This is a genomic window from Methylobacillus draconifructus (assembly GCF_045984385.1).
In the GTDB taxonomy this organism is placed as follows: domain Bacteria; phylum Pseudomonadota; class Gammaproteobacteria; order Burkholderiales; family Methylophilaceae; genus Methylobacillus; species Methylobacillus flagellatus_A.
Window position 1 is genome coordinate 1 of sequence record NZ_JBJQIJ010000001.1, and the last position, 20750, is coordinate 20750.

37 protein-coding genes are annotated in these 20750 nt (G+C 53.5%); 32 read left to right on the plus strand and 5 right to left on the minus strand.

Annotation, left to right across the window (positions count from 1 at the left end; all coding sequences use genetic code 11):
* The 31 genes from ACKF11_RS00005 to ACKF11_RS00155 all read left to right on the plus strand — a co-directional run.
* Positions 1-858: elongation factor Tu (locus tag ACKF11_RS00005; protein WP_407995529.1), on the plus strand; the 858-nt coding region annotated here is incomplete at its 5' end.
* Positions 859-937: 79 nt separating this feature from the next.
* On the plus strand, positions 938-1246 hold the full coding sequence (gene rpsJ / locus ACKF11_RS00010) for a 30S ribosomal protein S10 (protein ID WP_011478646.1): 309 nt from the start codon (positions 938-940) through the stop codon (positions 1244-1246).
* A 98-nt stretch (positions 1247-1344) separates the two neighbouring features.
* Positions 1345-1989 carry a 50S ribosomal protein L3 gene (gene rplC / locus ACKF11_RS00015; RefSeq protein WP_309564191.1) on the plus strand — a complete coding sequence of 215 codons (645 nt, stop codon included), beginning with the start codon at positions 1345-1347 and terminating at the stop codon, positions 1987-1989.
* Positions 1989-2615, plus strand: coding sequence for a 50S ribosomal protein L4 (gene rplD / locus ACKF11_RS00020; protein WP_407995530.1), 627 nt, complete (start codon positions 1989-1991; stop codon positions 2613-2615). The genes rplC and rplD overlap by 1 nt, the downstream gene beginning before the upstream one ends.
* Positions 2612-2920, plus strand: coding sequence for a 50S ribosomal protein L23 (gene rplW / locus ACKF11_RS00025; RefSeq protein ID WP_309564193.1), 309 nt, complete (start codon positions 2612-2614; stop codon positions 2918-2920). Before rplD ends, rplW begins: the two co-directional genes overlap by 4 nt.
* Positions 2921-2928: 8 nt before the next feature.
* On the plus strand, positions 2929-3762 hold the full coding sequence (gene rplB / locus ACKF11_RS00030; protein WP_407995531.1) for a 50S ribosomal protein L2: 834 nt from the start codon (positions 2929-2931) through the stop codon (positions 3760-3762).
* A gap of 5 nt (positions 3763-3767) precedes the next feature.
* Positions 3768-4043: a 30S ribosomal protein S19 gene (gene rpsS / locus ACKF11_RS00035; protein ID WP_407994576.1), complete on the plus strand. Its 276-nt coding sequence runs from the start codon at positions 3768-3770 to the stop codon at positions 4041-4043.
* A gap of 9 nt (positions 4044-4052) precedes the next feature.
* Complete coding sequence (rplV, locus tag ACKF11_RS00040; protein WP_230343045.1) at positions 4053-4382, plus strand: 50S ribosomal protein L22; 330 nt, start codon at positions 4053-4055, stop codon at positions 4380-4382.
* Positions 4383-4392: 10 nt separating this feature from the next.
* Positions 4393-5103: a 30S ribosomal protein S3 gene (gene rpsC, locus ACKF11_RS00045; RefSeq protein ID WP_407995532.1), complete on the plus strand. Its 711-nt coding sequence runs from the start codon at positions 4393-4395 to the stop codon at positions 5101-5103.
* Entirely contained in the window at positions 5087-5503 is a 417-nt protein-coding gene (gene rplP, locus ACKF11_RS00050; RefSeq protein ID WP_011478654.1) for a 50S ribosomal protein L16, read from the plus strand. Before rpsC ends, rplP begins: the two co-directional genes overlap by 17 nt.
* Positions 5504-5505: 2 nt before the next feature.
* Positions 5506-5715, plus strand: coding sequence for a 50S ribosomal protein L29 (gene rpmC, locus ACKF11_RS00055; RefSeq protein WP_011478655.1), 210 nt, complete (start codon positions 5506-5508; stop codon positions 5713-5715).
* Positions 5716-5726: 11 nt separating this feature from the next.
* The gene (rpsQ, locus tag ACKF11_RS00060; protein ID WP_025872351.1) at positions 5727-5999 is read left to right on the plus strand and encodes a 30S ribosomal protein S17; all 273 of its coding nucleotides are present in this window, start codon (positions 5727-5729) and stop codon (positions 5997-5999) included.
* A gap of 162 nt (positions 6000-6161) precedes the next feature.
* Positions 6162-6530 carry a 50S ribosomal protein L14 gene (gene rplN, locus ACKF11_RS00065; RefSeq protein WP_011478657.1) on the plus strand — a complete coding sequence of 123 codons (369 nt, stop codon included), beginning with the start codon at positions 6162-6164 and terminating at the stop codon, positions 6528-6530.
* An 11-nt stretch (positions 6531-6541) separates the two neighbouring features.
* Positions 6542-6859: a 50S ribosomal protein L24 gene (gene rplX / locus ACKF11_RS00070; protein WP_309564198.1), complete on the plus strand. Its 318-nt coding sequence runs from the start codon at positions 6542-6544 to the stop codon at positions 6857-6859.
* Positions 6860-6868: 9 nt separating this feature from the next.
* Entirely contained in the window at positions 6869-7408 is a 540-nt protein-coding gene (gene rplE / locus ACKF11_RS00075) for a 50S ribosomal protein L5 (protein ID WP_309564199.1), read from the plus strand.
* Positions 7409-7410: 2 nt separating this feature from the next.
* Positions 7411-7716 (plus strand): 30S ribosomal protein S14, encoded by a 306-nt coding sequence (gene rpsN / locus ACKF11_RS00080; protein ID WP_407995533.1) that lies wholly within the window; start codon positions 7411-7413, stop codon positions 7714-7716.
* A 14-nt stretch (positions 7717-7730) separates the two neighbouring features.
* Positions 7731-8126, plus strand: coding sequence for a 30S ribosomal protein S8 (gene rpsH / locus ACKF11_RS00085; RefSeq protein WP_309564201.1), 396 nt, complete (start codon positions 7731-7733; stop codon positions 8124-8126).
* 10 nt (positions 8127-8136) lie between these two features.
* On the plus strand, positions 8137-8670 hold the full coding sequence (gene rplF / locus ACKF11_RS00090; protein WP_407994578.1) for a 50S ribosomal protein L6: 534 nt from the start codon (positions 8137-8139) through the stop codon (positions 8668-8670).
* 9 nt (positions 8671-8679) lie between these two features.
* Complete coding sequence (gene rplR / locus ACKF11_RS00095; RefSeq protein ID WP_407995534.1) at positions 8680-9033, plus strand: 50S ribosomal protein L18; 354 nt, start codon at positions 8680-8682, stop codon at positions 9031-9033.
* A gap of 15 nt (positions 9034-9048) precedes the next feature.
* On the plus strand, positions 9049-9558 hold the full coding sequence (gene rpsE, locus ACKF11_RS00100) for a 30S ribosomal protein S5 (RefSeq protein WP_011478664.1): 510 nt from the start codon (positions 9049-9051) through the stop codon (positions 9556-9558).
* Between the two features lie 5 nt (positions 9559-9563).
* Positions 9564-9761 (plus strand): 50S ribosomal protein L30, encoded by a 198-nt coding sequence (gene rpmD / locus ACKF11_RS00105; RefSeq protein ID WP_309564204.1) that lies wholly within the window; start codon positions 9564-9566, stop codon positions 9759-9761.
* The gene (gene rplO, locus ACKF11_RS00110) at positions 9761-10195 is read left to right on the plus strand and encodes a 50S ribosomal protein L15 (protein WP_309564205.1); all 435 of its coding nucleotides are present in this window, start codon (positions 9761-9763) and stop codon (positions 10193-10195) included. Before rpmD ends, rplO begins: the two co-directional genes overlap by 1 nt.
* Before the next feature lie 7 nt (positions 10196-10202).
* Entirely contained in the window at positions 10203-11525 is a 1323-nt protein-coding gene (secY, locus tag ACKF11_RS00115; protein ID WP_407994579.1) for a preprotein translocase subunit SecY, read from the plus strand.
* 8 nt (positions 11526-11533) lie between these two features.
* On the plus strand, positions 11534-11752 hold the full coding sequence (gene infA / locus ACKF11_RS00120; RefSeq protein WP_011478668.1) for a translation initiation factor IF-1: 219 nt from the start codon (positions 11534-11536) through the stop codon (positions 11750-11752).
* A 22-nt stretch (positions 11753-11774) separates the two neighbouring features.
* The gene (gene rpmJ, locus ACKF11_RS00125; protein WP_081620790.1) at positions 11775-11888 is read left to right on the plus strand and encodes a 50S ribosomal protein L36; all 114 of its coding nucleotides are present in this window, start codon (positions 11775-11777) and stop codon (positions 11886-11888) included.
* A gap of 126 nt (positions 11889-12014) precedes the next feature.
* The gene (rpsM, locus tag ACKF11_RS00130) at positions 12015-12377 is read left to right on the plus strand and encodes a 30S ribosomal protein S13 (RefSeq protein WP_011478670.1); all 363 of its coding nucleotides are present in this window, start codon (positions 12015-12017) and stop codon (positions 12375-12377) included.
* A gap of 13 nt (positions 12378-12390) precedes the next feature.
* Entirely contained in the window at positions 12391-12780 is a 390-nt protein-coding gene (rpsK, locus tag ACKF11_RS00135) for a 30S ribosomal protein S11 (RefSeq protein ID WP_011478671.1), read from the plus strand.
* 81 nt (positions 12781-12861) lie between these two features.
* Entirely contained in the window at positions 12862-13848 is a 987-nt protein-coding gene (locus ACKF11_RS00140) for a DNA-directed RNA polymerase subunit alpha (protein ID WP_309564207.1), read from the plus strand.
* A 10-nt stretch (positions 13849-13858) separates the two neighbouring features.
* Positions 13859-14254 carry a 50S ribosomal protein L17 gene (rplQ, locus tag ACKF11_RS00145; protein WP_230346588.1) on the plus strand — a complete coding sequence of 132 codons (396 nt, stop codon included), beginning with the start codon at positions 13859-13861 and terminating at the stop codon, positions 14252-14254.
* Between the two features lie 323 nt (positions 14255-14577).
* Positions 14578-16017, plus strand: coding sequence for a magnesium transporter (mgtE, locus tag ACKF11_RS00150; RefSeq protein WP_407995535.1), 1440 nt, complete (start codon positions 14578-14580; stop codon positions 16015-16017).
* Positions 16014-17321, plus strand: a complete 1308-nt coding sequence (locus tag ACKF11_RS00155; RefSeq protein ID WP_407995536.1) for a mechanosensitive ion channel family protein — start codon at positions 16014-16016, stop codon at positions 17319-17321. Before mgtE ends, ACKF11_RS00155 begins: the two co-directional genes overlap by 4 nt.
* A 102-nt stretch (positions 17322-17423) precedes the next feature.
* Here ACKF11_RS00155 and rpmG read toward each other — a convergent pair whose 3' ends face one another.
* The 4 genes from rpmG to coaBC form a co-directional block, all read right to left on the minus strand.
* The gene (gene rpmG / locus ACKF11_RS00160) at positions 17424-17579 is read right to left on the minus strand and encodes a 50S ribosomal protein L33 (protein WP_011478679.1); all 156 of its coding nucleotides are present in this window, start codon (positions 17577-17579) and stop codon (positions 17424-17426) included.
* Positions 17580-17589: 10 nt separating this feature from the next.
* Positions 17590-17826, minus strand: coding sequence for a 50S ribosomal protein L28 (gene rpmB, locus ACKF11_RS00165; protein ID WP_011478680.1), 237 nt, complete (start codon positions 17824-17826; stop codon positions 17590-17592).
* 86 nt (positions 17827-17912) lie between these two features.
* A complete protein-coding gene (dut, locus tag ACKF11_RS00170; RefSeq protein WP_309564210.1) occupies positions 17913-18365 on the minus strand; it encodes a dUTP diphosphatase in 453 nt (150 codons plus the stop codon).
* A 36-nt stretch (positions 18366-18401) separates the two neighbouring features.
* Positions 18402-19601: a bifunctional phosphopantothenoylcysteine decarboxylase/phosphopantothenate--cysteine ligase CoaBC gene (coaBC, locus tag ACKF11_RS00175; protein ID WP_407995537.1), complete on the minus strand. Its 1200-nt coding sequence runs from the start codon at positions 19599-19601 to the stop codon at positions 18402-18404.
* Positions 19602-19668: 67 nt separating this feature from the next.
* Here coaBC and radC point away from each other — a divergent pair, with 67 nt between their 5' ends.
* Positions 19669-20343 carry a RadC family protein gene (radC, locus tag ACKF11_RS00180; protein ID WP_407994586.1) on the plus strand — a complete coding sequence of 225 codons (675 nt, stop codon included), beginning with the start codon at positions 19669-19671 and terminating at the stop codon, positions 20341-20343.
* 61 nt (positions 20344-20404) lie between these two features.
* On the opposite strand, the gene ACKF11_RS00185 is transcribed toward radC, so the two are convergent.
* A complete protein-coding gene (locus tag ACKF11_RS00185) occupies positions 20405-20686 on the minus strand; it encodes a hypothetical protein (RefSeq protein WP_309564213.1) in 282 nt (93 codons plus the stop codon).
* Positions 20687-20750 lie beyond the last annotated feature (64 nt).

Here is a 20750-nt window from a genome sequence, read left to right on the forward strand (position 1 = left end):
CCCATGCCACAAACCCGCGAACACATCCTGCTCGCCCGTCAAGTTGGCGTACCCTACATCATCGTCTTCCTGAACAAGGCCGACATGGTCGACGACGCAGAACTGCTCGAACTCGTTGAAATGGAAGTGCGCGAACTCCTCTCCAAGTACGAATTCCCTGGAGACGACACCCCCATCGTCAAGGGCTCCGCCAAGCTCGCCCTCGAAGGCGACCAATCCGACATCGGCGAACCTGCCATCTTCCGTCTGGCAGAAGCCCTGGACAGCTACATCCCGACACCGGAGCGTGCAGTTGACGGCACCTTCCTCATGCCAGTAGAAGACGTATTCTCCATCTCCGGTCGTGGTACCGTCGTGACCGGCCGTGTAGAACGTGGCATCGTCAAAGTTGGCGACGAAATCGAAATCGTCGGCCTCAAGCCAACCCTCAAGACCACCTGTACCGGTGTCGAAATGTTCCGCAAACTGCTCGACCAAGGTCAAGCGGGCGACAACGTCGGCGTACTGCTGCGTGGTACCAAGCGTGAAGAAGTCGAGCGCGGCCAAGTGCTCTCCAAGGTAGGCTCCATCAAGCCGCACACCAAATTCACTGCCGAAATCTACGTGCTGGGCAAGGACGAAGGCGGCCGCCATACCCCATTCTTCAACGGCTACCGTCCACAATTCTACTTCCGCACCACCGACGTGACCGGCGCAGTAGAGCTGCCAGCGGGTACCGAAATGGTCATGCCGGGCGACAACGTCTCCATCACCGTCTCCCTGATCGCGCCGATCGCGATGGAAGAAGGTCTGCGCTTCGCGATTCGTGAAGGCGGCCGTACCGTCGGTGCCGGTGTTGTGGCTAAGATCGTAGAGTAAGTCATTCTGGTTGGGCCGCAAGCATTTGATGCCTGCGGCCTTTTCGCTCTTTAGAAATATCGCTCTTTAAGGAAATAACATGGCAGCTCAAAAAATCCGTATCCGCCTCAAGGCGTTTGATTATCGTCTGATTGATCAGTCCGCACTTGAGATCGTTGAAACGGCCAAGCGTACTGGTGCAGTGGTCAAAGGTCCCGTACCTTTGCCAACTCGTATTGAGCGCTTTGATATTCTGCGTTCTCCCCACGTCAATAAGACATCTCGCGATCAGTTCGAAATCCGTACTCATCAGCGCTTGATGGATATTGTTGATCCTACTGACAAGACGGTTGATGCATTGATGAAGCTGGACCTGCCAGCTGGCGTTGATGTAGAAATCAAGCTGTAACTTGTGTTTTTGAAGTGGGTCGGATATAATCCGACCCTTTCGCGTACCCGGGTCGGTCAATTGTAATCGGCCTTTTTAATTATTATAAGGAATCGATCATGAGCTTAGGGCTTATTGGTCGCAAGGTGGGCATGACCCGCATTTTTACCGATGAAGGCGAAAGCGTTCCGGTAACAGTGCTGGAAGTCGTACCTAACCGTGTGACACAGATCAAGACTGCTGCAAGCGACGGCTATACCAGCCTTCAAGTTGCTTACGGTGAGCGTCGTGCCAGCCGCATTGGTAAGGCATTGACCGGTCATTATGCCAAAGCCGGCGTTGCTGCTGGTGCTGGTATCAAGGAATTCCCTGTTTCTGATGACGTATTGGCTAACTACAATGTAGGCGGCCAGATCACTGTCGAGCTGTTTCAGGCTGGCCAGTTGGTTGATGTCACCGGCACTTCCCTGGGTAAGGGTTTTGCAGGTGCTATCAAGCGTCACAATTTTGCTTCCAATCGTGCTTCCCACGGTAACTCCAGGTCCCACAATGTGCCCGGCTCCATCGGTATGGCGCAGGATCCTGGCCGCGTTTTCCCTGGTAAGCGCATGCCTGGTCACCTGGGTGCTGTGAAGACCACCGTACAGAATCTTGAGATCGTGCGTGTGGATGCTGAGCGTAACCTATTGTTGATCAAGGGTGCGATTCCTGGCTCTAAAGGCGGCGATGTTGTCGTGCGCCCTAGTGTGAAGGTGAAGGCATAATGGAAATCAAGTTAATCGATAAGAATGGCAAGCCCGCTAAGGCTGGTTTGGCTGTTTCTGAAACGACTTTCGGTCGTGAATTCAATGAAGCGTTGGTGCATCAAGTTGTGGTCGCCTATCAGGCAAACGCACGCACTGCAACTCGCGCTCAATTGACTCGTGCGGAAGTCAGTCACACTACCAAGAAGCCGTGGAATCAGAAGGGTACCGGTCGTGCTCGTTCCGGTATGAGCTCCAGCACCATCTGGCGCGGAGGTGGTCGTGCATTCCCTAACACTCCTGACGAAAACTTCAGCCACAAGATCAACCGCAAGGCCTATCGTGCCGGTGTGCGTTCCATCTTGTCCGAGCTGGTGCGTCAAGATCGCCTGAGTGCGGTTGAGGAATTTGCGGTCGATACGCCAAAGACCAAGCAATTGGTTGAGAAAATCAAGGGTCTTGGCTACAACGAAGGCTTGCTGGTGTTGGTGGATAAGTTTGATGAAAACTTGTATTTGTCCGCTCGCAACCTGCCACACGTTCTGGTTCTCGAAGCGCAATATGTTGATCCTGTAAGCTTGGTGCGCTTCCCGCAAGTTCTGGCTACTGCAGGTGCTGTTAAGAAGCTTGAGGAGATCCTGGCATGAGCGCATTGAGTACTCAGGAACGTTTGTTGCAAGTCATTCTTGCGCCACAAATTACAGAAAAGGCTACCCGTGTTGCTGACAAGCATCAGCAAATCGCTTTCCGCGTGCGTACTGATGCAACCAAGCCAGAAATCAAGGCTGCGGTTGAATTGGTGTTCAAGGTGGAGGTTGATGCCGTGACGGTTGTCAACGTGGGCGGCAAGGTAAAGCGTGCTGGTCGTACATTCGGCCGCCGCAAGGACTGGAAAAAGGCTTATGTTAGCCTGAAGCCAGGTCAAGAAATTAACTTCGCAGCGGGCGAATAGGAGAAATCATGGCACTGATTAAAGTCAAGCCTACTTCCCCAGGCCGGCGCGCCGTAGTCAAGGTGGTGACACCTGAGCTGCACAAGGGTAAGCCCTATGCGCCGCTGCTGGAGAAGCAGAGCAAGAAAGCTGGTCGCAACAACAACGGTCATATCACGACGCGCCATCAAGGTGGCGGTCACAAGCAACATTACCGTATTGTTGACTTCCGTCGTAACAAGGATGGTATTCCAGCCAAGGTCGAGCGTCTGGAATATGATCCAAACCGTAGTGCTCACTTGGCGCTGCTGGTATATGCGGATGGCGAGCGCCGCTACATCATTGCTCCTCGCGGTGTTTCCGCTGGTGCGCAATTGGTGAGTGGTTCTGATGCGCCTATTCGTGCAGGTAATGCATTGCCTTTGCGCAATATTCCTGTCGGTAGCACCATCCATTGCATCGAGTTGCAGCCTGGCAAGGGTGCGCAAATTGCGCGTTCCGCCGGTACTTCCGTGCAGTTGTTGGCGCGCGAAGGCAGTTATGCTCAGCTGCGTCTGCGTTCCGGCGAAGTTCGCCGCGTGCACGTCGACTGCAAGGCAACCATTGGTGAAGTGGGTAATGAAGAGCATTCCCTGCGCTCCATCGGTAAGGCTGGTGCTGTGCGCTGGCGTGGTGTTCGTCCTACCGTCCGCGGTGTGGTCATGAACCCTGTCGATCACCCGCACGGTGGTGGTGAAGGTAAGACTGCTGCTGGTATGAACCCTGTCAGCCCATGGGGTCTGCCAACAAAGGGTTATCGTACACGTAGCAATAAGCGTACGGATAACATGCGCGTCAGCCGTCGTCCTGCGAATAAGAGGTAATCAATATGGCACGTTCAATTAAGAAAGGGCCATTCGTTGATGGCCATCTGGCTAAGAAAGTAGAGGCTGCTGCAGCCACACGCGACAGGAAGCCAATCAAGACTTGGTCCCGTCGTTCTACCATCCTGCCTGATTTCATTGGTTTGACCATTGCGGTTCACAACGGCAGGCAGCATGTGCCGGTGTTGATTTCTGAAAACATGGTAGGTCACAAGCTCGGCGAATTTGCGCTGACCCGTACGTTTAAGGGTCATGCTGCCGACAAGAAGGCCAAGAGGTAGGAGAAGACGATGGAAGTATCTGCAGTATTAAGAGGTGTTCATCTGTCCCCACAAAAGGCTCGCTTGGTTGCTGACTTGGTCCGCGGCAAGAAAGTTGACAATGCACTCAATATCCTGAATTTCACGCCTAAGAAAGGTGCTGAAATTATCAAGAAGGTGGTTGAGTCTGCCATTGCCAATGCAGAGCACAATGAAGGCGCAGATATCGATGAGTTGAGGGTGACTTCGATTTATGTCGACAAGGGTCTGGTATTGAAGCGTATTCGCGCTCGTGCCAAGGGTCGCGCTGGACGGATTATCAAGCCAACTTGTCACATTACTGTGACCGTTGGTAACTAAAGGAATCGTTATGGGTCAGAAAATTCATCCGTTTGGTTTCCGTCTGAGCGTCCAGAAGAACTGGTCTTCTCGTTGGTATTCCAATAGTAATAATTTCCCTGCGATGCTGAGCAGTGACATCAAGGTGCGCGAATTTCTGAAGAAGAAGCTCGCTCATGCTGCTGTAAGCAAGATCGTGATCGAGCGTCCTGCCAAGAACGCCAAGATCACCATCTACAGCGCACGCCCTGGCATCGTGATCGGCAAGAAGGGCGAGGACATCGAGTCCTTGCGTTCCGGCTTGCAAGGCTTGATGGGTGTTCCTGTTCACTTGAACATTGAAGAAGTCCGCAAGCCTGAGATCGATGCGACACTGATCGCCGAAAGCATTGCCCAGCAGCTTGAAAAGCGCGTGATGTTCCGCCGTGCCATGAAGCGTGCGATGCAGAACGCGATGCGCCTGGGTGCCCAAGGCATCAAGATCATGAGTTCGGGTCGTTTGAATGGTATCGAAATCGCGCGTACTGAATGGTATCGCGAAGGCCGTGTGCCTTTGCATACATTGCGTGCCGATATCGATTACGGTGTGGCAGAAGCAAAGACTACCTACGGTATCATCGGTATCAAGGTATGGGTGTTCAAGGGCGAAGTGTTCGGCAACAAGCTCGAACAAGCCGCTCAACCTGCTGAGCCAGAAAAGAAAGTAAGAAAGTCGGGGGCAAAAAATGCTGCAACCAGCTAGACAGAAATTCCGTAAGATGCAGAAAGGCCGCAACAAGGGCATCGCAACTACCGGTAACAAGGTAAGCTTTGGCGAGTTCGGTCTGAAGGCAATTGGTCGTGGTCGTCTGACCGCACGCCAGATTGAAGCGGCTCGTCGTGTGATGACCCGTCATATCAAGCGTGGCGGCCGTGTATGGATCCGCGTCTTCCCAGATCAGCCGATTTCCAAGAAGCCTGCTGAAGTGCGTATGGGTAACGGTAAGGGTAGTACCGAGTACTACATTGCCCAGATCCAGCCTGGCAAGATGTTGTATGAAATGGACGGTGTCAGTGAAGAGCTGGCACGTGAAGCGTTCCGCTTGGCTGCTGCAAAGCTGCCGATCGAGACTACCTTCATTACTCGTCATATTGGGAGCTAGTCATGAAAGCGTCCGAATTGAGAAACAAGACTGTTGAAGAGTTGAACAATGAGCTGATCGAGTTGCGCCGCGCGCAATTTTCTCTGCGCATGCAACTTGCCACTCAGCAGTTGAACAAAGTTGACCAAGTAGGCAAAGTGCGCCGTGATATCGCTCGCGTTCGTTCTGTGCTTGCTGAAAAAGCCAAAGCGGCTAATGCAAGTCAAGCTTAAGCGGAGTCATTATGAGCGAAAATCAAACTGAAAAACTAGTTCGCACTTTGAGTGGCCGTGTAGTAAGCGACAAGATGGACAAGACTGTGACCGTTCTAGTCGAGCGTAAGGTGAAACATCCTTTGATCGGCAAGGTCGTGCGTCGTTCCAACAAGTTCCATGCTCACGATGAAAACAATGAGTGCAAGGAAGGCGACCTGGTCGTGATCGAGGAAAGCCGTCCGCTTTCCAAGACCAAGACTTGGCGCGTTAGCAAGATTGTAGAAAAAGCACGTATTGTGTAATAAAAATTGCCCTTCCACTTGCAATCGCTTGGAAGGGCAATATATAATGTCGGACCTTTTGGCGCCCAACAAGCTGGCGCCCCAATACTGACCGTGGTGCTGTCAGCCGTTTTTGACAAGCGGCTGGTGTTGGTTTAACGGATTAAGTTGGAGATTATTCTCATGATTCAAATGCAGTCTCGGCTGGATGTTGCCGATAACACCGGTGCACGCTCTGTTATGTGCATCAAGGTGTTGGGTGGTTCTAAGCGTCGTTATGCAGGCATTGGTGACATCATCAAAGTCAGCGTGAAGGATGCTGCCCCACGTGGTCGCGTCAAAAAAGGCGAGGTCTATAGCGCGGTTGTTGTTCGTACCGCCAAGGGTGTTCGTCGTCCAGACGGTTCCTTGGTTAAGTTCGATAGCAACGCTGCAGTATTGTTGAACAACAAGCTGGAACCGATTGGCACCCGTATTTTCGGGCCGGTGACACGTGAGCTGCGTGGCGAGCGTTTCATGAAGATCGTTTCTCTGGCACCCGAAGTTCTATAAGGAGTTGCTGGATGAGTAAGATTCGCAAGGGTGATGAAGTCATCCTGAATACAGGTAAAGATAAAGGCAAGCGCGGTACCGTGCTGCGCGTGTTGGCGACAGGCCAGGTTCTGGTCGAAGGTATCAATGTTGTCAAGAAGCATGCCAAGCCCAACCCAATGCGCGGTGTGGCTGGCGGTATCATCAGTAAGGAGATGCCAGTCGACGTCTCTAATGTTGCTTTATTCAATCGTGCCACCCAGAAGGGTGATCGCGTTGGCTTCAAGACGTTGGACGATGGCCGCAAGGTTCGCGTATTTAAGTCCAGTGGCGAAGTTGTGGACGCATAAGGGTAGATCATGGCTCGTTTAAAAGATTTTTATAAGGACACTGTGGTTAAGCAGCTGGTTGAGCAGTTTAACTATAAGTCTGTGATGGAAGTGCCTCGCATTGAAAAGATCACCTTGAATATGGGTGTGGGCGAGGCTGTTGCTGACAAGAAGGTCATGGAAAACGCCGTGGCTGACCTGGAAAAGATCGCAGGTCAAAAGGTTGTCGTGACCAAAGCCAAGAAGTCCATCGCCGGCTTCAAAATCCGCGATGGCTACCCTGTTGGTTGCAAGGTGACGCTGCGTCGTGAGCATATGTACGAATTCCTGGATCGTCTGATCACAGTGGCTATTCCTCGTATTCGTGACTTCCGCGGTATTTCCCCTAAGTCCTTCGATGGTCGTGGCAATTACAATCTGGGTGTGCGTGAGCAAATCATTTTCCCGGAAATCGAATACGACAAGATCGATGCATTGCGCGGGTTGAATATCACCATCACTACCACTGCAAAGACTGATGAAGAGGCGCGTGCGCTCCTCTCCGCATTCAGCTTCCCATTTAGGAACTAATCATGGCAAAAACCTGCATGATCGAGCGCGAGCAAAAGCGTCGCGACACAGTGAAGAAATATGCAGCCAAGCGTGCTGAATTGGTTGCGGTTATCAACGATGCCAATGCATCTGCCGAAGACCGTCGTGCCGCACGCAACAAGTTGCAAAGTCTGCCTCGTAATTCCAGCCCTGTCCGCCAGCGTAACCGCTGCGCGTTGACTGGCCGTCCACGTGGTGTGTTTAGTAAATTCGGCATTGCGCGTAGCAAGTTGCGCGAGTTGATGATGCGTGGCGAAGTGCCAGGCGTCACCAAGGCTAGCTGGTAACGGAGGAATTTAGTATGAGTATGAGTGATCCGATTGCCGATATGCTGACGCGTATCCGTAATGCGCAAAGCACCAACAAGGTCTCTGTTTCCATGCCGTCATCCAAGCTCAAGCGTGCTATTGCAGCTGTGCTGAAGGATGAAGGCTACATTGATGATTTCGCTGTGCAGGATGCCGATGGCAAGCCGCAGCTGAACATCAGCTTGAAGTACTATGCTGGCCGTCCAGTGATTGAGAAGATTGAGCGCGTAAGCCGTCCAGGCCTGCGCATCTATCGCGGCAATCAAGAGATTCCAGTGGTAATGAATGGGTTGGGTGTGACGATTGTTTCCACATCCAAGGGTGTAATGACTGATCGTAAAGCACGTGACGCCGGTATCGGTGGCGAAGTGCTGTGCGTAGTGGCTTAAGGAGAAAGCAATGTCTCGTGTAGCTAAAAATCCAGTCGCTATCCCCGCCAAGGTTGAAGTGGTATTGAGTGCTGGCAATATTGCAGTCAGCGGCCCGCTCGGCAAGTTGTCCCTCCCGTTGAGTGGCGATGTTGCGATCGAGCGTGACGGCGACAATCTGACATTTGCTGTTGCCCGTGAGTCGCAACATGCGCGCGCGATGTCCGGTACTTTGCGTGCCTTGGTGTTCAATATGGTAACCGGTGTTTCTCAGGGTTTTACCCGCAAGCTCACTCTTGTTGGTGTGGGTTACAAGGCGCAGGCACAGGGCACTAACCTGAACCTGGACCTGGGTTTTTCCCATCCAGTGAACCACAAGATGCCTGAAGGCGTAACGGTGCAAACACCATCTCCTACCGAGATCGTGTTGACCGGTGCCGACAAGCAGGTGGTTGGTCAGGTCGCCGCGCAGATTCGTGCTTATCGTGCTCCAGAGCCTTATAAGGGCAAGGGTGTTCGCTATGCCGATGAAGTGGTGATTATCAAAGAAACCAAGAAGAAGTAAGGTGTAGCTATGAGTAATGTGAATTCACGTCAGCGTCGTGCACGTAAAACCCGTGCCAAGATCGCCGAGTTGAAAGCTATCCGCCTGAGTGTGCATCGTAGCAACAGCCACATCTATGCTCAGATTATTGCCGAAACTGGTGACAAAGTGCTTGCTAGCGCTTCCACCCTTGAGGTTGAAGTCCGCAACGACATCAAGAACGGTGGCAATGTTGCCGCTGCCGCAGTGGTCGGTAAGCGTATCGCGGAAAAGGCCAAGGCTGCAGGTATCACTACTGTTGCATTTGATCGTTCCGGCTACAAGTACCATGGCCGTATCAAGGCGCTGGCTGATGCCGCGCGTGAAAACGGCTTGTCCTTCTAAAGACTGAGGTTGATGATGGCAAAAGTTGAAATTGAACAGCAGCAAACTGATGGTTTGCGCGAGAAAATGATCGGCGTCAACCGCGTCACCAAGGTGGTGAAGGGTGGCCGGATCATGAGTTTCGCCGCACTGTCCGTAGTAGGTGACGGTGATGGTGGTGTAGGTATGGGCAAGGGCAAGGCGCGTGAAGTGCCGGTTGCCGTGCAAAAGGCGATGGACGAAGCTCGTCGCAGCATGATCAAGGTAAGCCTGAACAATGGCACCCTGTATCACGCTGTCACCGGTGTCCACGGTGCTGCCAAGGTATTCATCCAGCCTGCTTCCGAAGGTACCGGCATTATTGCTGGCGGTGCAATGCGCGCCATCTTCGAAGTGATGGGCGTGACCAACGTATTGGCGAAATGTATTGGTTCCACCAATCCATACAACGTCGTACGCGCCACCCTGAACGGCTTGAAGTCCATGAATACTCCTGCTGAGATTGCTGCAAAGCGCGGCAAGAGCGTAGAAGAAATCAGAGGTTAATCATCATGGCTAAGGCAAAGAAAGCAAATGATTTGATCAAGGTGACCTTGGTCAAGAGCACCATCGGTAGAATCAAGTCTCATCGCGCAAGCGTCGCCGGCCTGGGCCTGCGTCGCCTGAACCAGACCGTTGAAGTGCAGGATACTCCTGCCAATCGCGGCATGATCAATGCGGTGAGCTATCTGTTAAAGGTAGAAGCATAATGAAGCTGAATACTATCAAGCCTGCTGAAGGCGCTAAGCACGCCAAGCGTCGTGTTGGTCGTGGTATTGGTTCCGGCCTGGGCAAGACTGGTGGCCGCGGCCACAAGGGTCAAAAGTCCCGCGCCGGTGGTTTCCACAAGGTGGGTTTCGAGGGTGGTCAAATGCCTTTGCAACGTCGTCTGCCTAAGCGTGGTTTCAATTCCTTGACCAAGGCTGATACTGCCAATGTACGCACCGCAGATCTGGTCCGCATCGAAGCTGACGTGATTGACCTGTTGGCATTGAAGCAAGCCAATGTGATCCCTGGCAGCGCTCGCGCTGTGAAGGTATATCTCTCTGGCGATGTGACTCGGGCTGTGACAGTTCAAGGTCTGGCGCTGAGCAAGGGTGCCCGTGCTGCGGTTGAAGCAGCTGGCGGCAAGATTGTAGAGTAATCAATTCGTGGCTAACGATAGTATTTTCGGTGCGGTAGGAAAAGTAAGCGAGTTGAAAAACCGCTTGCTTTTCGTATTGGGTGCCTTGATCGTTTTCCGTCTTGGTGCGCACATTCCGGTTCCCGGTATTGACCCGGATGTGCTGGCCCGACTGTTCGAGTCGCAGAGCGGCGGTATCCTCGGCATGTTCAATATGTTCTCGGGCGGTGCCCTGGAGCGTTTTACGATTTTTGCCTTGGGTATCATGCCGTATATCTCGGCCTCCATCATCATGCAGCTCCTGACCGTGGTTTCCCCGCGCATGGAGCAGTTGAAGAAGGAAGGCGAGAGCGGTCGCCGCACTATCACCAAGTACACGCGCTATGGCACGGTATTCTTGGCTACATTCCAGGCATTGGGCATTGCCATCGCATTGGAAGGACAGGCCGGCCTGGTGCTGGATCCAGGTTTCATGTTCCGCTTCACCACGGTGATTACCTTGGTCGGCGGTACCATGTTCTTGATGTGGCTGGGCGAGCAGATCACCGAGCGCGGTATTGGTAATGGTATTTCCATCATCATTTTCGCCGGTATCGTCGCAGGCTTGCCACATGCGATTGGCGGTACTCTGGAGTTGGCACGCACAGGTGCGTTCTCGATTCCGTTGGTACTGTTCCTGTTTGTCGCTGCCGTACTTGTGACCGCGTTCGTGGTGTTTGTCGAACGCGGCCAGCGCAAAATTACAGTGAACTACGCGAAGCGCCAGGTTGGTCGCAAGGTGTTCGGTGGCCAAACTAGCCACTTGCCATTGAAGCTCAACATGGCTGGTGTGATTCCGCCGATTTTTGCTTCAAGCATTATCTTGTTCCCGGCCACGATGGCTGGGTGGTTCGGTAGCCACGAAAGCATGTCTTGGCTGAAGGATATTGGTTCAACCCTTTCCCCAGGCCAGCCGCTGTATATTATTTTCTTTGCTACGGCAATTATATTCTTCTGTTTCTTTTATACCGCGTTGGTATTCAACCCAAAAGAAACAGCGGACAACTTGAAGAAGAGTGGTGCATTTGTTCCAGGGATCCGTCCTGGTGAGCAGACTGCGCGATATATCGATCGCATCATGGGTCGTCTGACCCTGGCTGGTGCTCTCTATATCACCGCGGTATGTTTGCTGCCTGAGTTCTTGATTCTGAAGTTCAATGTGCCGTTCTATTTTGGTGGTACTTCTTTGTTGATTATCGTGGTGGTCACCATGGATTTTATGGCACAAGTGCAATCCCACTTGATGTCGCATCAATATGAAGGCTTGCTGAAAAAAGCTAACTTTAAGGGTGGGGCGGGTCTCCCGCGTTAATTGGCGGTATGGCAAAAGAAGATCGTATTGAAATGCAAGGCGAGGTTCTCGAGAACCTCCCGAATGCAACGTTTAGGGTCAAACTGGAAAATGGCCATGTCGTGCTGGGCTATATTTCAGGCAAGATGCGCATGCACTATATTCGTATCCTGCCCGGTGACAAGGTCACTGTGGAAATGACTCCTTATGATTTATCGCGTGCGCGGATTATTTTCCGCGCCAAGTAAGATTTTTGCGAAGAGGTGAGAGATGAGAGTTCGTGCATCAGTGAAGACATTGTGCCGTAATTGCAAGGTGGTTCGCCGCCGTGGTGTTGTGCGTATTATTTGCACTGACCCACGTCACAAGCAACGCCAAGGTTAATCCGGTAACGTGGTTTTAAATGGGGCTGGTTTTTAATCTATTTGTTAAAACCCGGTCAAGCTGTTAAAATTTTGGGCTTTTTTGGCGATTTGATTAAACGATGCGCCATTATTTTGGAGTAGCTACATGGCTCGTATAGCAGGGGTAAACATCCCAAATCATAAACATACTGAAATCGCATTGACTTCGATTTACGGTGTGGGCCGTACTACGGCAAAACAAATTTGTCTGGCTGCAGGCGTATCCGCGACAGCGAAGATCAAGGATTTGAACGACGCTGAAGTTGAAAAGCTGCGTGATGAAGTCGCCAAGCTGCAGGTGGAAGGCGATTTGCGCCGCGAAGTGACGATGAACATCAAGCGTCTGATGGATCTTGGCTGCTATCGCGGCATCCGTCACCGTCGCGGTTTGCCGGTTCGTGGTCAACGCACTAAGACCAATGCGCGCACTCGCAAGGGTCCAATCAAGCCTATCAAGGCATCCAAGTAAGGAATAGCAAATAATGGCTAAAGCTAACGTACGCGTACGCAAGAAAGTCAAAAAGAATATTGCCGAGGGTATTGCTCACGTGCATGCTTCTTTCAACAACACCATCATCACGATCACTGACCGCCAAGGTAACGCTTTGTCTTGGGCAACTTCCGGCGGCGCAGGCTTCAAGGGTTCCCGTAAGAGTACGCCTTTTGCTGCCCAGGTGGCTGCTGAAGCTGCCGGCAAGGCTGCTCAGGAGTGCGGTGTCAAGAATCTGGAAGTGCGCATCAAGGGCCCAGGCCCAGGTCGCGAATCCGCTGTGCGCGCATTGAATGCCGTTGGTTTCAAGATCACCAGCATCTCCGACGTGACCCCCGTGCCACACAACGGTTGCCGTCCACCGAAGAAGCGTCGTATCTAAGCTGGATATAAGGTTGCAGCCACGATAACTGGGTTGTCGTGGTTGATTTATTTAAAGAAATCGAGGACCGTAAGGATAGCTATGCAAAACAGTCCGACTGAATATTTAAAGCCACGCGTTGTTGACGTTGACGTGATTTCGCCTGTGCGTGCACGGGTGACACTGGAGCCAATGGAGCGCGGTTTTGGTTATACGCTGGGTAACGCCTTGCGTCGAGTATTGCTGTCTTCCATTCCTGGCTTCGCCATTACCGAAGTCAAGATTGATGGTGTGGTGCATGAATACTCTACACTGGATGGTGTGCAGGAAGACGTGGTAGATATCCTGCTGAACCTCAAAGGTGTTGCACTCAAGCTGAATAGCAAGAGCGAAACCACTTTGACATTGAACAAGAGTGTCGAAGGGGTAGTGACTGCCGGTGATTTCGAAACTGGCCATGACGCTGAAATCGCCAATCCTGACCATGTGATCGCGCATCTGACTAAGGGCGGCAAGCTCAATCTTGAAGTCAAGGTTGAAATGGGCCGTGGTTATCAGCCTGTGCCGCAGCGTCAGAAGAGCGAAGATGAAGATCGTGTATTGGGCTTCATCCAGGTGGATGCTTCTTTCAGCCCGATCAGCAAGGTAAGCTACCAAGTAGAAAGCGCGCGCGTTGAGCAGCGCACTGACTTGGACAAGCTGATCATGGATGTTGAAACGAATGGCGTGGTTGAGCCTGAGCAAGCTATCCGTGACGCCGCACGCATCCTGATGGGTCAGCTTTCCGTATTTGCTGATCTTGAAGGCGCTCCTTCTGAAATTGAAGTGAAGCAAGCGCCTCAGGTAGACCCTATCCTGCTGCGTCCAGTGGATGATCTGGAATTGACAGTGCGTTCTGCCAACTGCTTGAAGGCGGAAAATATTTATTACATTGGTGACCTGATTCAGCGTACTGAAAATGAGCTGTTGAAAGCGCCAAATCTAGGCCGTAAATCTTTGAATGAGATTAAGGATGTACTGGCCTCCAAGGGCCTGACATTGGGCATGAAACTAGAAAACTGGCCACCTGCGGGCCTGGAAAAGGTGTGAGGGAATCACTATGCGTCATCGCAACAGCAATCGTAAATTAAACCGCACCAGTAGCCATCGTCAAGCTATGCTGCGTAACATGGCTAACTCTTTGCTTCGCCATGAAATCATCAAGACGACCCTGCCAAAGGCAAAGGAACTGCGTCGTGTAGCAGAGCCTTTGATCACCCTTGGCAAGGAAGCGACTCTGGCTAACCGCCGTCTGGCGTTCAGCCGCCTGCGCGACCGCGATATCGTCGGTAAGCTTTTCAACGAGTTGGGTCCTCGTTACCAAACTCGCAATGGCGGCTACCTGCGTATCCTGAAGTGCGGTTTCCGCGTAGGCGACAATGCGCCTATGGCATTGGTCGAATTGGTTGATCGCCCAGAACTGGCTACAGATGGTGAGGTTGTAGCAGCTGAATAAGCGCTCAGCCTTAGCCTAAAAAAGCCGGTTCTTGAACCGGCTTTTTTATTATCAAGTATTTGCCAAATACATTGTCATGGCACATGTATGGATTGAATCGCGCAATCTGTCAAAGGGAGGTCATCATTACAATCTATAACTGATGATTTCCTTCATTTGCATTGCGCGTCATTGATAGAAAAATCTTTGGCTTATCCCAAGATACTTAAAGAAATAGTTTAGTATTTGCTGAAGCGGCATCAATGCTGAATATATAATTTCTCACTGCGACCAATGCCTGCCAGGCATTTCCCTCAACATATTGGCACAGGTTTCAAGAGCATATGGCGGATATTCAGGAATCGAAGGAAAGTTTGCAGGAAAGCCTGCAACAGGTTATCACCCTGCTGAACAAGCACCGCCTGGTTGAGGAGTTGGTGCACAAGCAGGATATGCCCAAACAGGAGCTCGTGCAGACCCTGGTGCACAGACAAAATCTTGCCGAGCTGCAAAAGAAGCTGGATAGCCTTCATCCTGCCGACGTAGCGTATATTCTCGAAGCCCTGCCGTTGGAACAGCGTTTGGATGTCTGGGACCTGGTCAAGGCCGAGCGCGACGGCGAGATTCTGTTGGAAGTGTCGGACGCGGTGCGCCAGACGCTGATCGCGGACATGGACAGCGACGAGTTGCTTGCCGCCGCCGAACAGCTCGATACAGACGAGCTGGCGGACCTGGCGCCCGACTTGCCCAAGGATGTGCTGCAAGAACTGCTCGAGAGCCTAGATAGCCGCAACCGCGAACGCTTGCAGTCCGCATTGGCTTATTCCGACGACTCAGTCGGTGGCCTGATGGACTTCGATATCATTACGATCCGTGAAGACATTACCCTGGAAGTGGCCTTGCGTTATCTGCGGCGTATCGGCAGTTTGCCGGACCACACGGACAAATTATTCGTGGTCGACCGCAATGATGTGCTGCGCGGCGTGCTGCCCCTGAAGCGCCTGGTGGTGAACGACCTGGATTCCGGCGTTGCTGAGATCATGGCGGATGACGCCGTGGTGTTCCACCCTGAAGACAAGGCCGACGAAGCGGCCAAAGCGTTCGAACGGTACGATCTGGTGACTGCTCCTGTGGTGGATGAAAACAACCGCCTGGTAGGCCGTCTCACCGTGGATACGGTAATGGACTACATCCGTGAGGAAGCGGAAAGCGACATGTTGTCCATGGCAGGTCTGCGCGAAGAGGAGGATATCTTCGCATCGGTATGGAAATCGGTGCAGAATCGGTGGATGTGGCTCGCCATCAATTTGGTGACGGCATTTGTGGCCTCCCGCGTCATCGGCTTGTTTGAAGGGTCTATCGAGAAAGTGGTGGCCCTAGCCGCGCTGATGCCGATCGTGGCGGGAATAGGCGGCAACTCAGGCAACCAGACGACGACCATGATTGTGCGCGGCCTGGCGCTGGGCCAGATCTCCAGCCACAACACCAAGTCGCTGCTGATCAAGGAAACCGGCGTGGGGCTGCTCAATGGCCTGATCTGGGGCAGCGTGCTCGGGGTGATCGCCTACCTGCTTTACAATAATATCGCCCTGGGTGCCGTGATGACGGCCGCGATGACCTTGAACCTGCTGCTGGCTGCCGTGATGGGCGTGATGATCCCCTTGGTGATGTCGACAAAGTTCAACCGTGATCCTGCGGTCGGCTCCAGCGTCCTGATCACTGCAGTGACGGATAGCGGCGGGTTCTTTATTTTCCTCGGACTTGCAACGATCTTCTTGCTATGAACAATACGATTTTTTCGGTCTGGCAAGACCTGGCTACCGATTTCTCCTCGGCGGCTGTGCTGTGGCAAGTAGGCATTATTGTCGCCAGCTTGGTGATCGCCTGGTCCATCAATAGCTTGCAACGTGCACGGCTTGCCAACAGCAATGCCCACCATGCGGCAATCGAAGGCCTGACGCGCGTCCTGTTCCCGATTTCCTCGCTGGTCATGGTATTGATCGGGCAATTGATCATCGGCCATTGGTACAGCGCGAGCTTGCTGGAGCTGGCTTCTCGCCTGCTGATTGCCATGGCGGTCATCCGTTTGGCCGTGTATGTGCTGCGATATGTGTTTTCACCCAGCGGGTGGCTGAGGACGACCGAAAATGTATTCTCGACCGTTGTCTGGCTGATCCTGGTACTGCACGTGACAGGCCTGCTGCCCGATATTATCGATGCGCTCGATGGCGTACGTTTCAATATTGGCAAGAGCGCCGTCAGCTTGTGGCTGGTGATCCAGGGTGTGTTCACGGTATTGATCACCGTGTTCATCGCCTTGTGGTTGAGCCGCCTGATCGAAAACAAATTGATGCTGGCCACCAATATCACCATCAATATGCGGGTGGTGATCAACAAGGTGATCCGCATCGCCTTCGTGTTTATTGCCGTACTGATTGCCTTGTCTGCGGTTGGCCTCGATATCACCCTGCTCTCGGTGTTCGGCGGGGCATTGGGGGTAGGGCTGGGTTTTGGCCTGCAGAAGATTGCGAGCAATTATGTCAGCGGGTTCATCATTCTGCTAGACGAATCCATGAGTCTGGGAGATTTTGTCACCATTGGTTCCTATTACGGCAGCGTGCAAGAGTTGCGCTCGCGGTATATGGTATTGCGGCAGCTGGATGGGACAGATGTGATCATTCCTAATGAAACCCTGATTACCAGCGCGGTGGTCAACCATACGGCCACCCGCAGGCGCGTCAAGATCGCCTTGCCCATCCAGGTGGGTTACGACACCGACCTGAGGGCGGCGCTGGAGTTGATGAAGGAAGTGGCAAGCCGGCACCCGCGTGTGATGAAGGACCCCGCGCCGGATGCTAAGCTGGTCGGTTTCGGCGAAAGCGGTATAGATCTCAACCTGACAGTGTGGGTGCCTGACCCTGAGAATGGGGCGGGCGATATTCCGTCCACTGTTTATTTGAACCTTTGGGATGAATTCAAGGCGCGCGGCATTTCGATTCCATTCCCGCAACGCGAGGTGCATGTTTTTGGTCACGGCTTGGCCAATCCCGCAGATGCGGATAATACGCCTAATGGCGCGGCAAGCTGACCGGTTTTTGAGGGGGGCGCCAGGCGCTAAACGGTTATCTACGTCAAATAACAAATAAAAAGCCCGCAATTGCGGGCTTTTCCAATTTCACCAATGGCTCAATTACTTCAGCTTGGTTTCCTTGTACAGGACATGCTTACGGGCAACGGGATCAAACTTCTTGATCTCCATCTTCTCTGGCATGGTGCGCTTGTTCTTGGTCGTGGTGTAGAAATGACCAGTACCTGCGCTGGATTCCAGTTTGATTTTTTCACGCATGATTCAGTCCTTAGATCTTTTCGCCGCTGGCGCGCAGATCAGCCAGAACAGCATCGATACCATTCTTGTCGATAGTGCGCAGAGCAGCATTGGTGATACGTAGGCTAACCCAGCGGTTTTCGCTTTCGACCCAGAACTTGCGGTTTTGCAGGTTGGGAAGGAAACGACGCTTGGTCTTGTTGTTTGCGTGGGAAACATTATTCCCAACCATCGGCTTTTTGCCGGTTACCTGACATACGCGTGCCATGGCGGACTCCGAAATTCGAAAAGACCGCATTTATACCATGAAAAACGATATCTTTTCAAGTGAATTCAAAGATTTTTATCAGGGACTTATTGTCTGCCAGTGCTGCCGAAGCCGCCTGCGCCGCGTTCGCTGGCCTGAAAGTCGTCGACAATATTAAAGCTTGCCTGCACGACGGGGACAATCACCAATTGGGCGATGCGCTCCAGCGGGTTGAGGATGAAACTTTCCTTGCCGCGGTTCCAGCAGGAAACCAGGAGTTGGCCTTGGTAGTCGGAGTCGATCAGGCCGACTAGGTTGCCGAGGACGATGCCGTGCTTGTGGCCTAGGCCCGAACGCGGCAGGATCAGGGCGGCATAGTGCGGGTCGGCCAGGTGGATCGCCATGCCGGTGGGGATCATGATGGTTTCGCCCGGGGCTAGCGTTTGCGTATGCTCTATGCACGCACGCAGGTCCAGGCCTGCGGAACCTGGCGTCGCATAGCTGGGTAACATGTGCTGCAAGCGGTTATCCAGTATCTTGACGTCTATCTTGAGGCTCATGAATGTGCTTTCTTGGTTGGTTTGTCTGGGGTCGGCTTATCCAACGCGGTTTTTATCCATCATAGCCGCGATATGTTGCAACAGGCTACGCGCCAGCATGAGCTTGGGCGCCTGCGGCAGGGGATGCGCTCCCTCGTCATCAAGCAATACCAAGCTGCTCTGGTCTTGTCCCAATGCTTCGCTGGCGATATTGGCTGCGATCAATGGCAGACGCTTCCTGCGGCGTTTTTCGTCGGCATATTGCAGCAGGTTCTCGCTTTCGGCGGCAAAGCCGACGCAGAATGGCGCATCGGGGCGTGAGGCCACGGTGGCGAGGATATCCGGGTTGGCTTCCAGCGTGATGGTGAGTGGCGCTGCGCTTTTCTTGATCTTATGCTGGCTTGCCTTGACGGGACGGTAATCCGCGACGGCCGCGACCGAGATGAAGATGTCCTGGCTCTTCATGTTGGCCTCGACGGCAGCGAGCATTTCCTGGGCGCTGGTGACAGGAATGGTGTTGGCGCCAGAAGGGGCCTGTAATGCGACCGGGCCGCTCACCAAAGTCACTTCCGCCCCCATCTCGATAGCTGCGCGGGCAATGCTGTAGCCCATCTTGCCCGAGCTGTGATTGGTAATGACGCGAACCGGGTCTATGCTTTCCTGCGTTGGCCCGGCGGTGATGAGGATGCGCCTGCCGGCAAAGAGTTTGGGCTGGGAGCTGGAGAGTAAGCGCTCCACCAGTTCTTCTGGCTCAAGCATGCGGCCGGGGCCGGTCTCGCCACAGGCTTGGGAGCCGCTGGCGGGCCCCAGGATGCTGATACCGTCGTGCTGCAATTGGCGGATATTGCGCTGGGTGGCCGGATTGTTCCACATTTGCTGGTTCATCGCGGGAGCGACCAGCAGTTTGCAGTCGCGGGCCAGGCAAAGCGTGGAGAGCAGGTCGTCCGCGGCGCCATGCACCAGCTTGGCGAGAAAATCCGCGCTGGCGGGCGCCACCAGGACGGCATCCACCTGGCGGGACAGGTCGATATGCGCCATGCCATTGCCATTGTCCGGCTGCCATAGATCGGTATAGACCGGTTTGCCAGAGAGCGCCTGGAAGGTCATCGGGGTGACGAATTGCGTCGCCGCCGGCGTCATGACCACCTGCACTTCTATGTCCTGCTTGACCAGCAGCCTGACCAACTCTGCCGCCTTATAGGCAGCAATGCCGCCCGTAACGCCGAGCAAGAGTTTTTTTATGGAATAATGGCTCATCAGGAAATGTGCGGGTGCAGCAAAACTGCGATATAGAGTTGCTTGATTTTATATGAAAGGCTGAAGCGTGGCGATTACTGATTGGCCCGAGGGGGAGCGGCCCCGGGAGAAGGTGTTGGCGGCGGGGGCGATGGCGCTTTCAGATGCCGAGCTGCTGGCGATTTTCCTGCGCACGGGCGTGGCCGGCAAGAGCGCGGTAGACTTGGCGCGCGATCTGCTCACGCGGTTTTCCAGCCTCAATGGCATTTTCGCGGCCAGTGTCGATGAGATTTGCCAGGTGCATGGCATGGGCGTGAGCAAGTTCGTGCAGTTGCAGGCGATTTTCGAAATGAGCCGCCGGGCGCTGCTGGAGCAGATGCAGGGGCGCGATGTGCTGACTTCGCCCCAGGCGGTGCGGCAGTATTTGAGTTTGAGGATCGGCGCTCTGCCGCGCGAGGTGTTCATGGGGATTTTTCTTGATTCGCAACACAGGGTGCTGGCGATCGAGGAGCTGTTCAGCGGCACGCTGGCCCAGACCAGCGTATACCCGCGCGAAGTCGTCAAGTGCGCCTTGCGCCACAACGCCGCGGCCATGATATTCGCGCACAACCACCCTTCCGGCGTCGCCGAGCCCAGTCAGGCCGACCGTGATTTGACCCAGGCATTGAAGGCCGCACTCAACCTGATCGATATCCGCGTGCTCGACCATTTTGTCGTGGCCGGCAACCAGATCGTGTCATTTTCTGAACGCGGGTTGCTTTAGGGGCCGTATCGCTATTAAAAGCGCCTGCAAAACTTGGCGTAACGGTCCTGGTTAGCCTCTCCTAGCGCCCCTTGCCGCTGAGGGAGCCACGGTTGAAGTCCTTGTCGCCTGGCGGGATGCAGCGGGTGCCGAACCAGCCGCCTTGCGATCCGGGCGGGCAGTCCTTGGCGGATTTCCTCGGCTGGGTTTTCTCCTGGTCGGCATAACGCCAGCTGCCGTCTTCGTTGAGAATGATGCGCTCACCCTCGGCAGTGGTCGCATGCTGCGGGGTGGTTGGCTCTTCCGCCCAGGCAGGCACCGCCAATATGCTGCCAAGCGCTGCGGCAAGCAGAAAGTGTTTCATGTCATGATCTCCGGATTTGTAATTATTTGTAATGCGCAATTGTGCCATTGTCAGGACTGACATG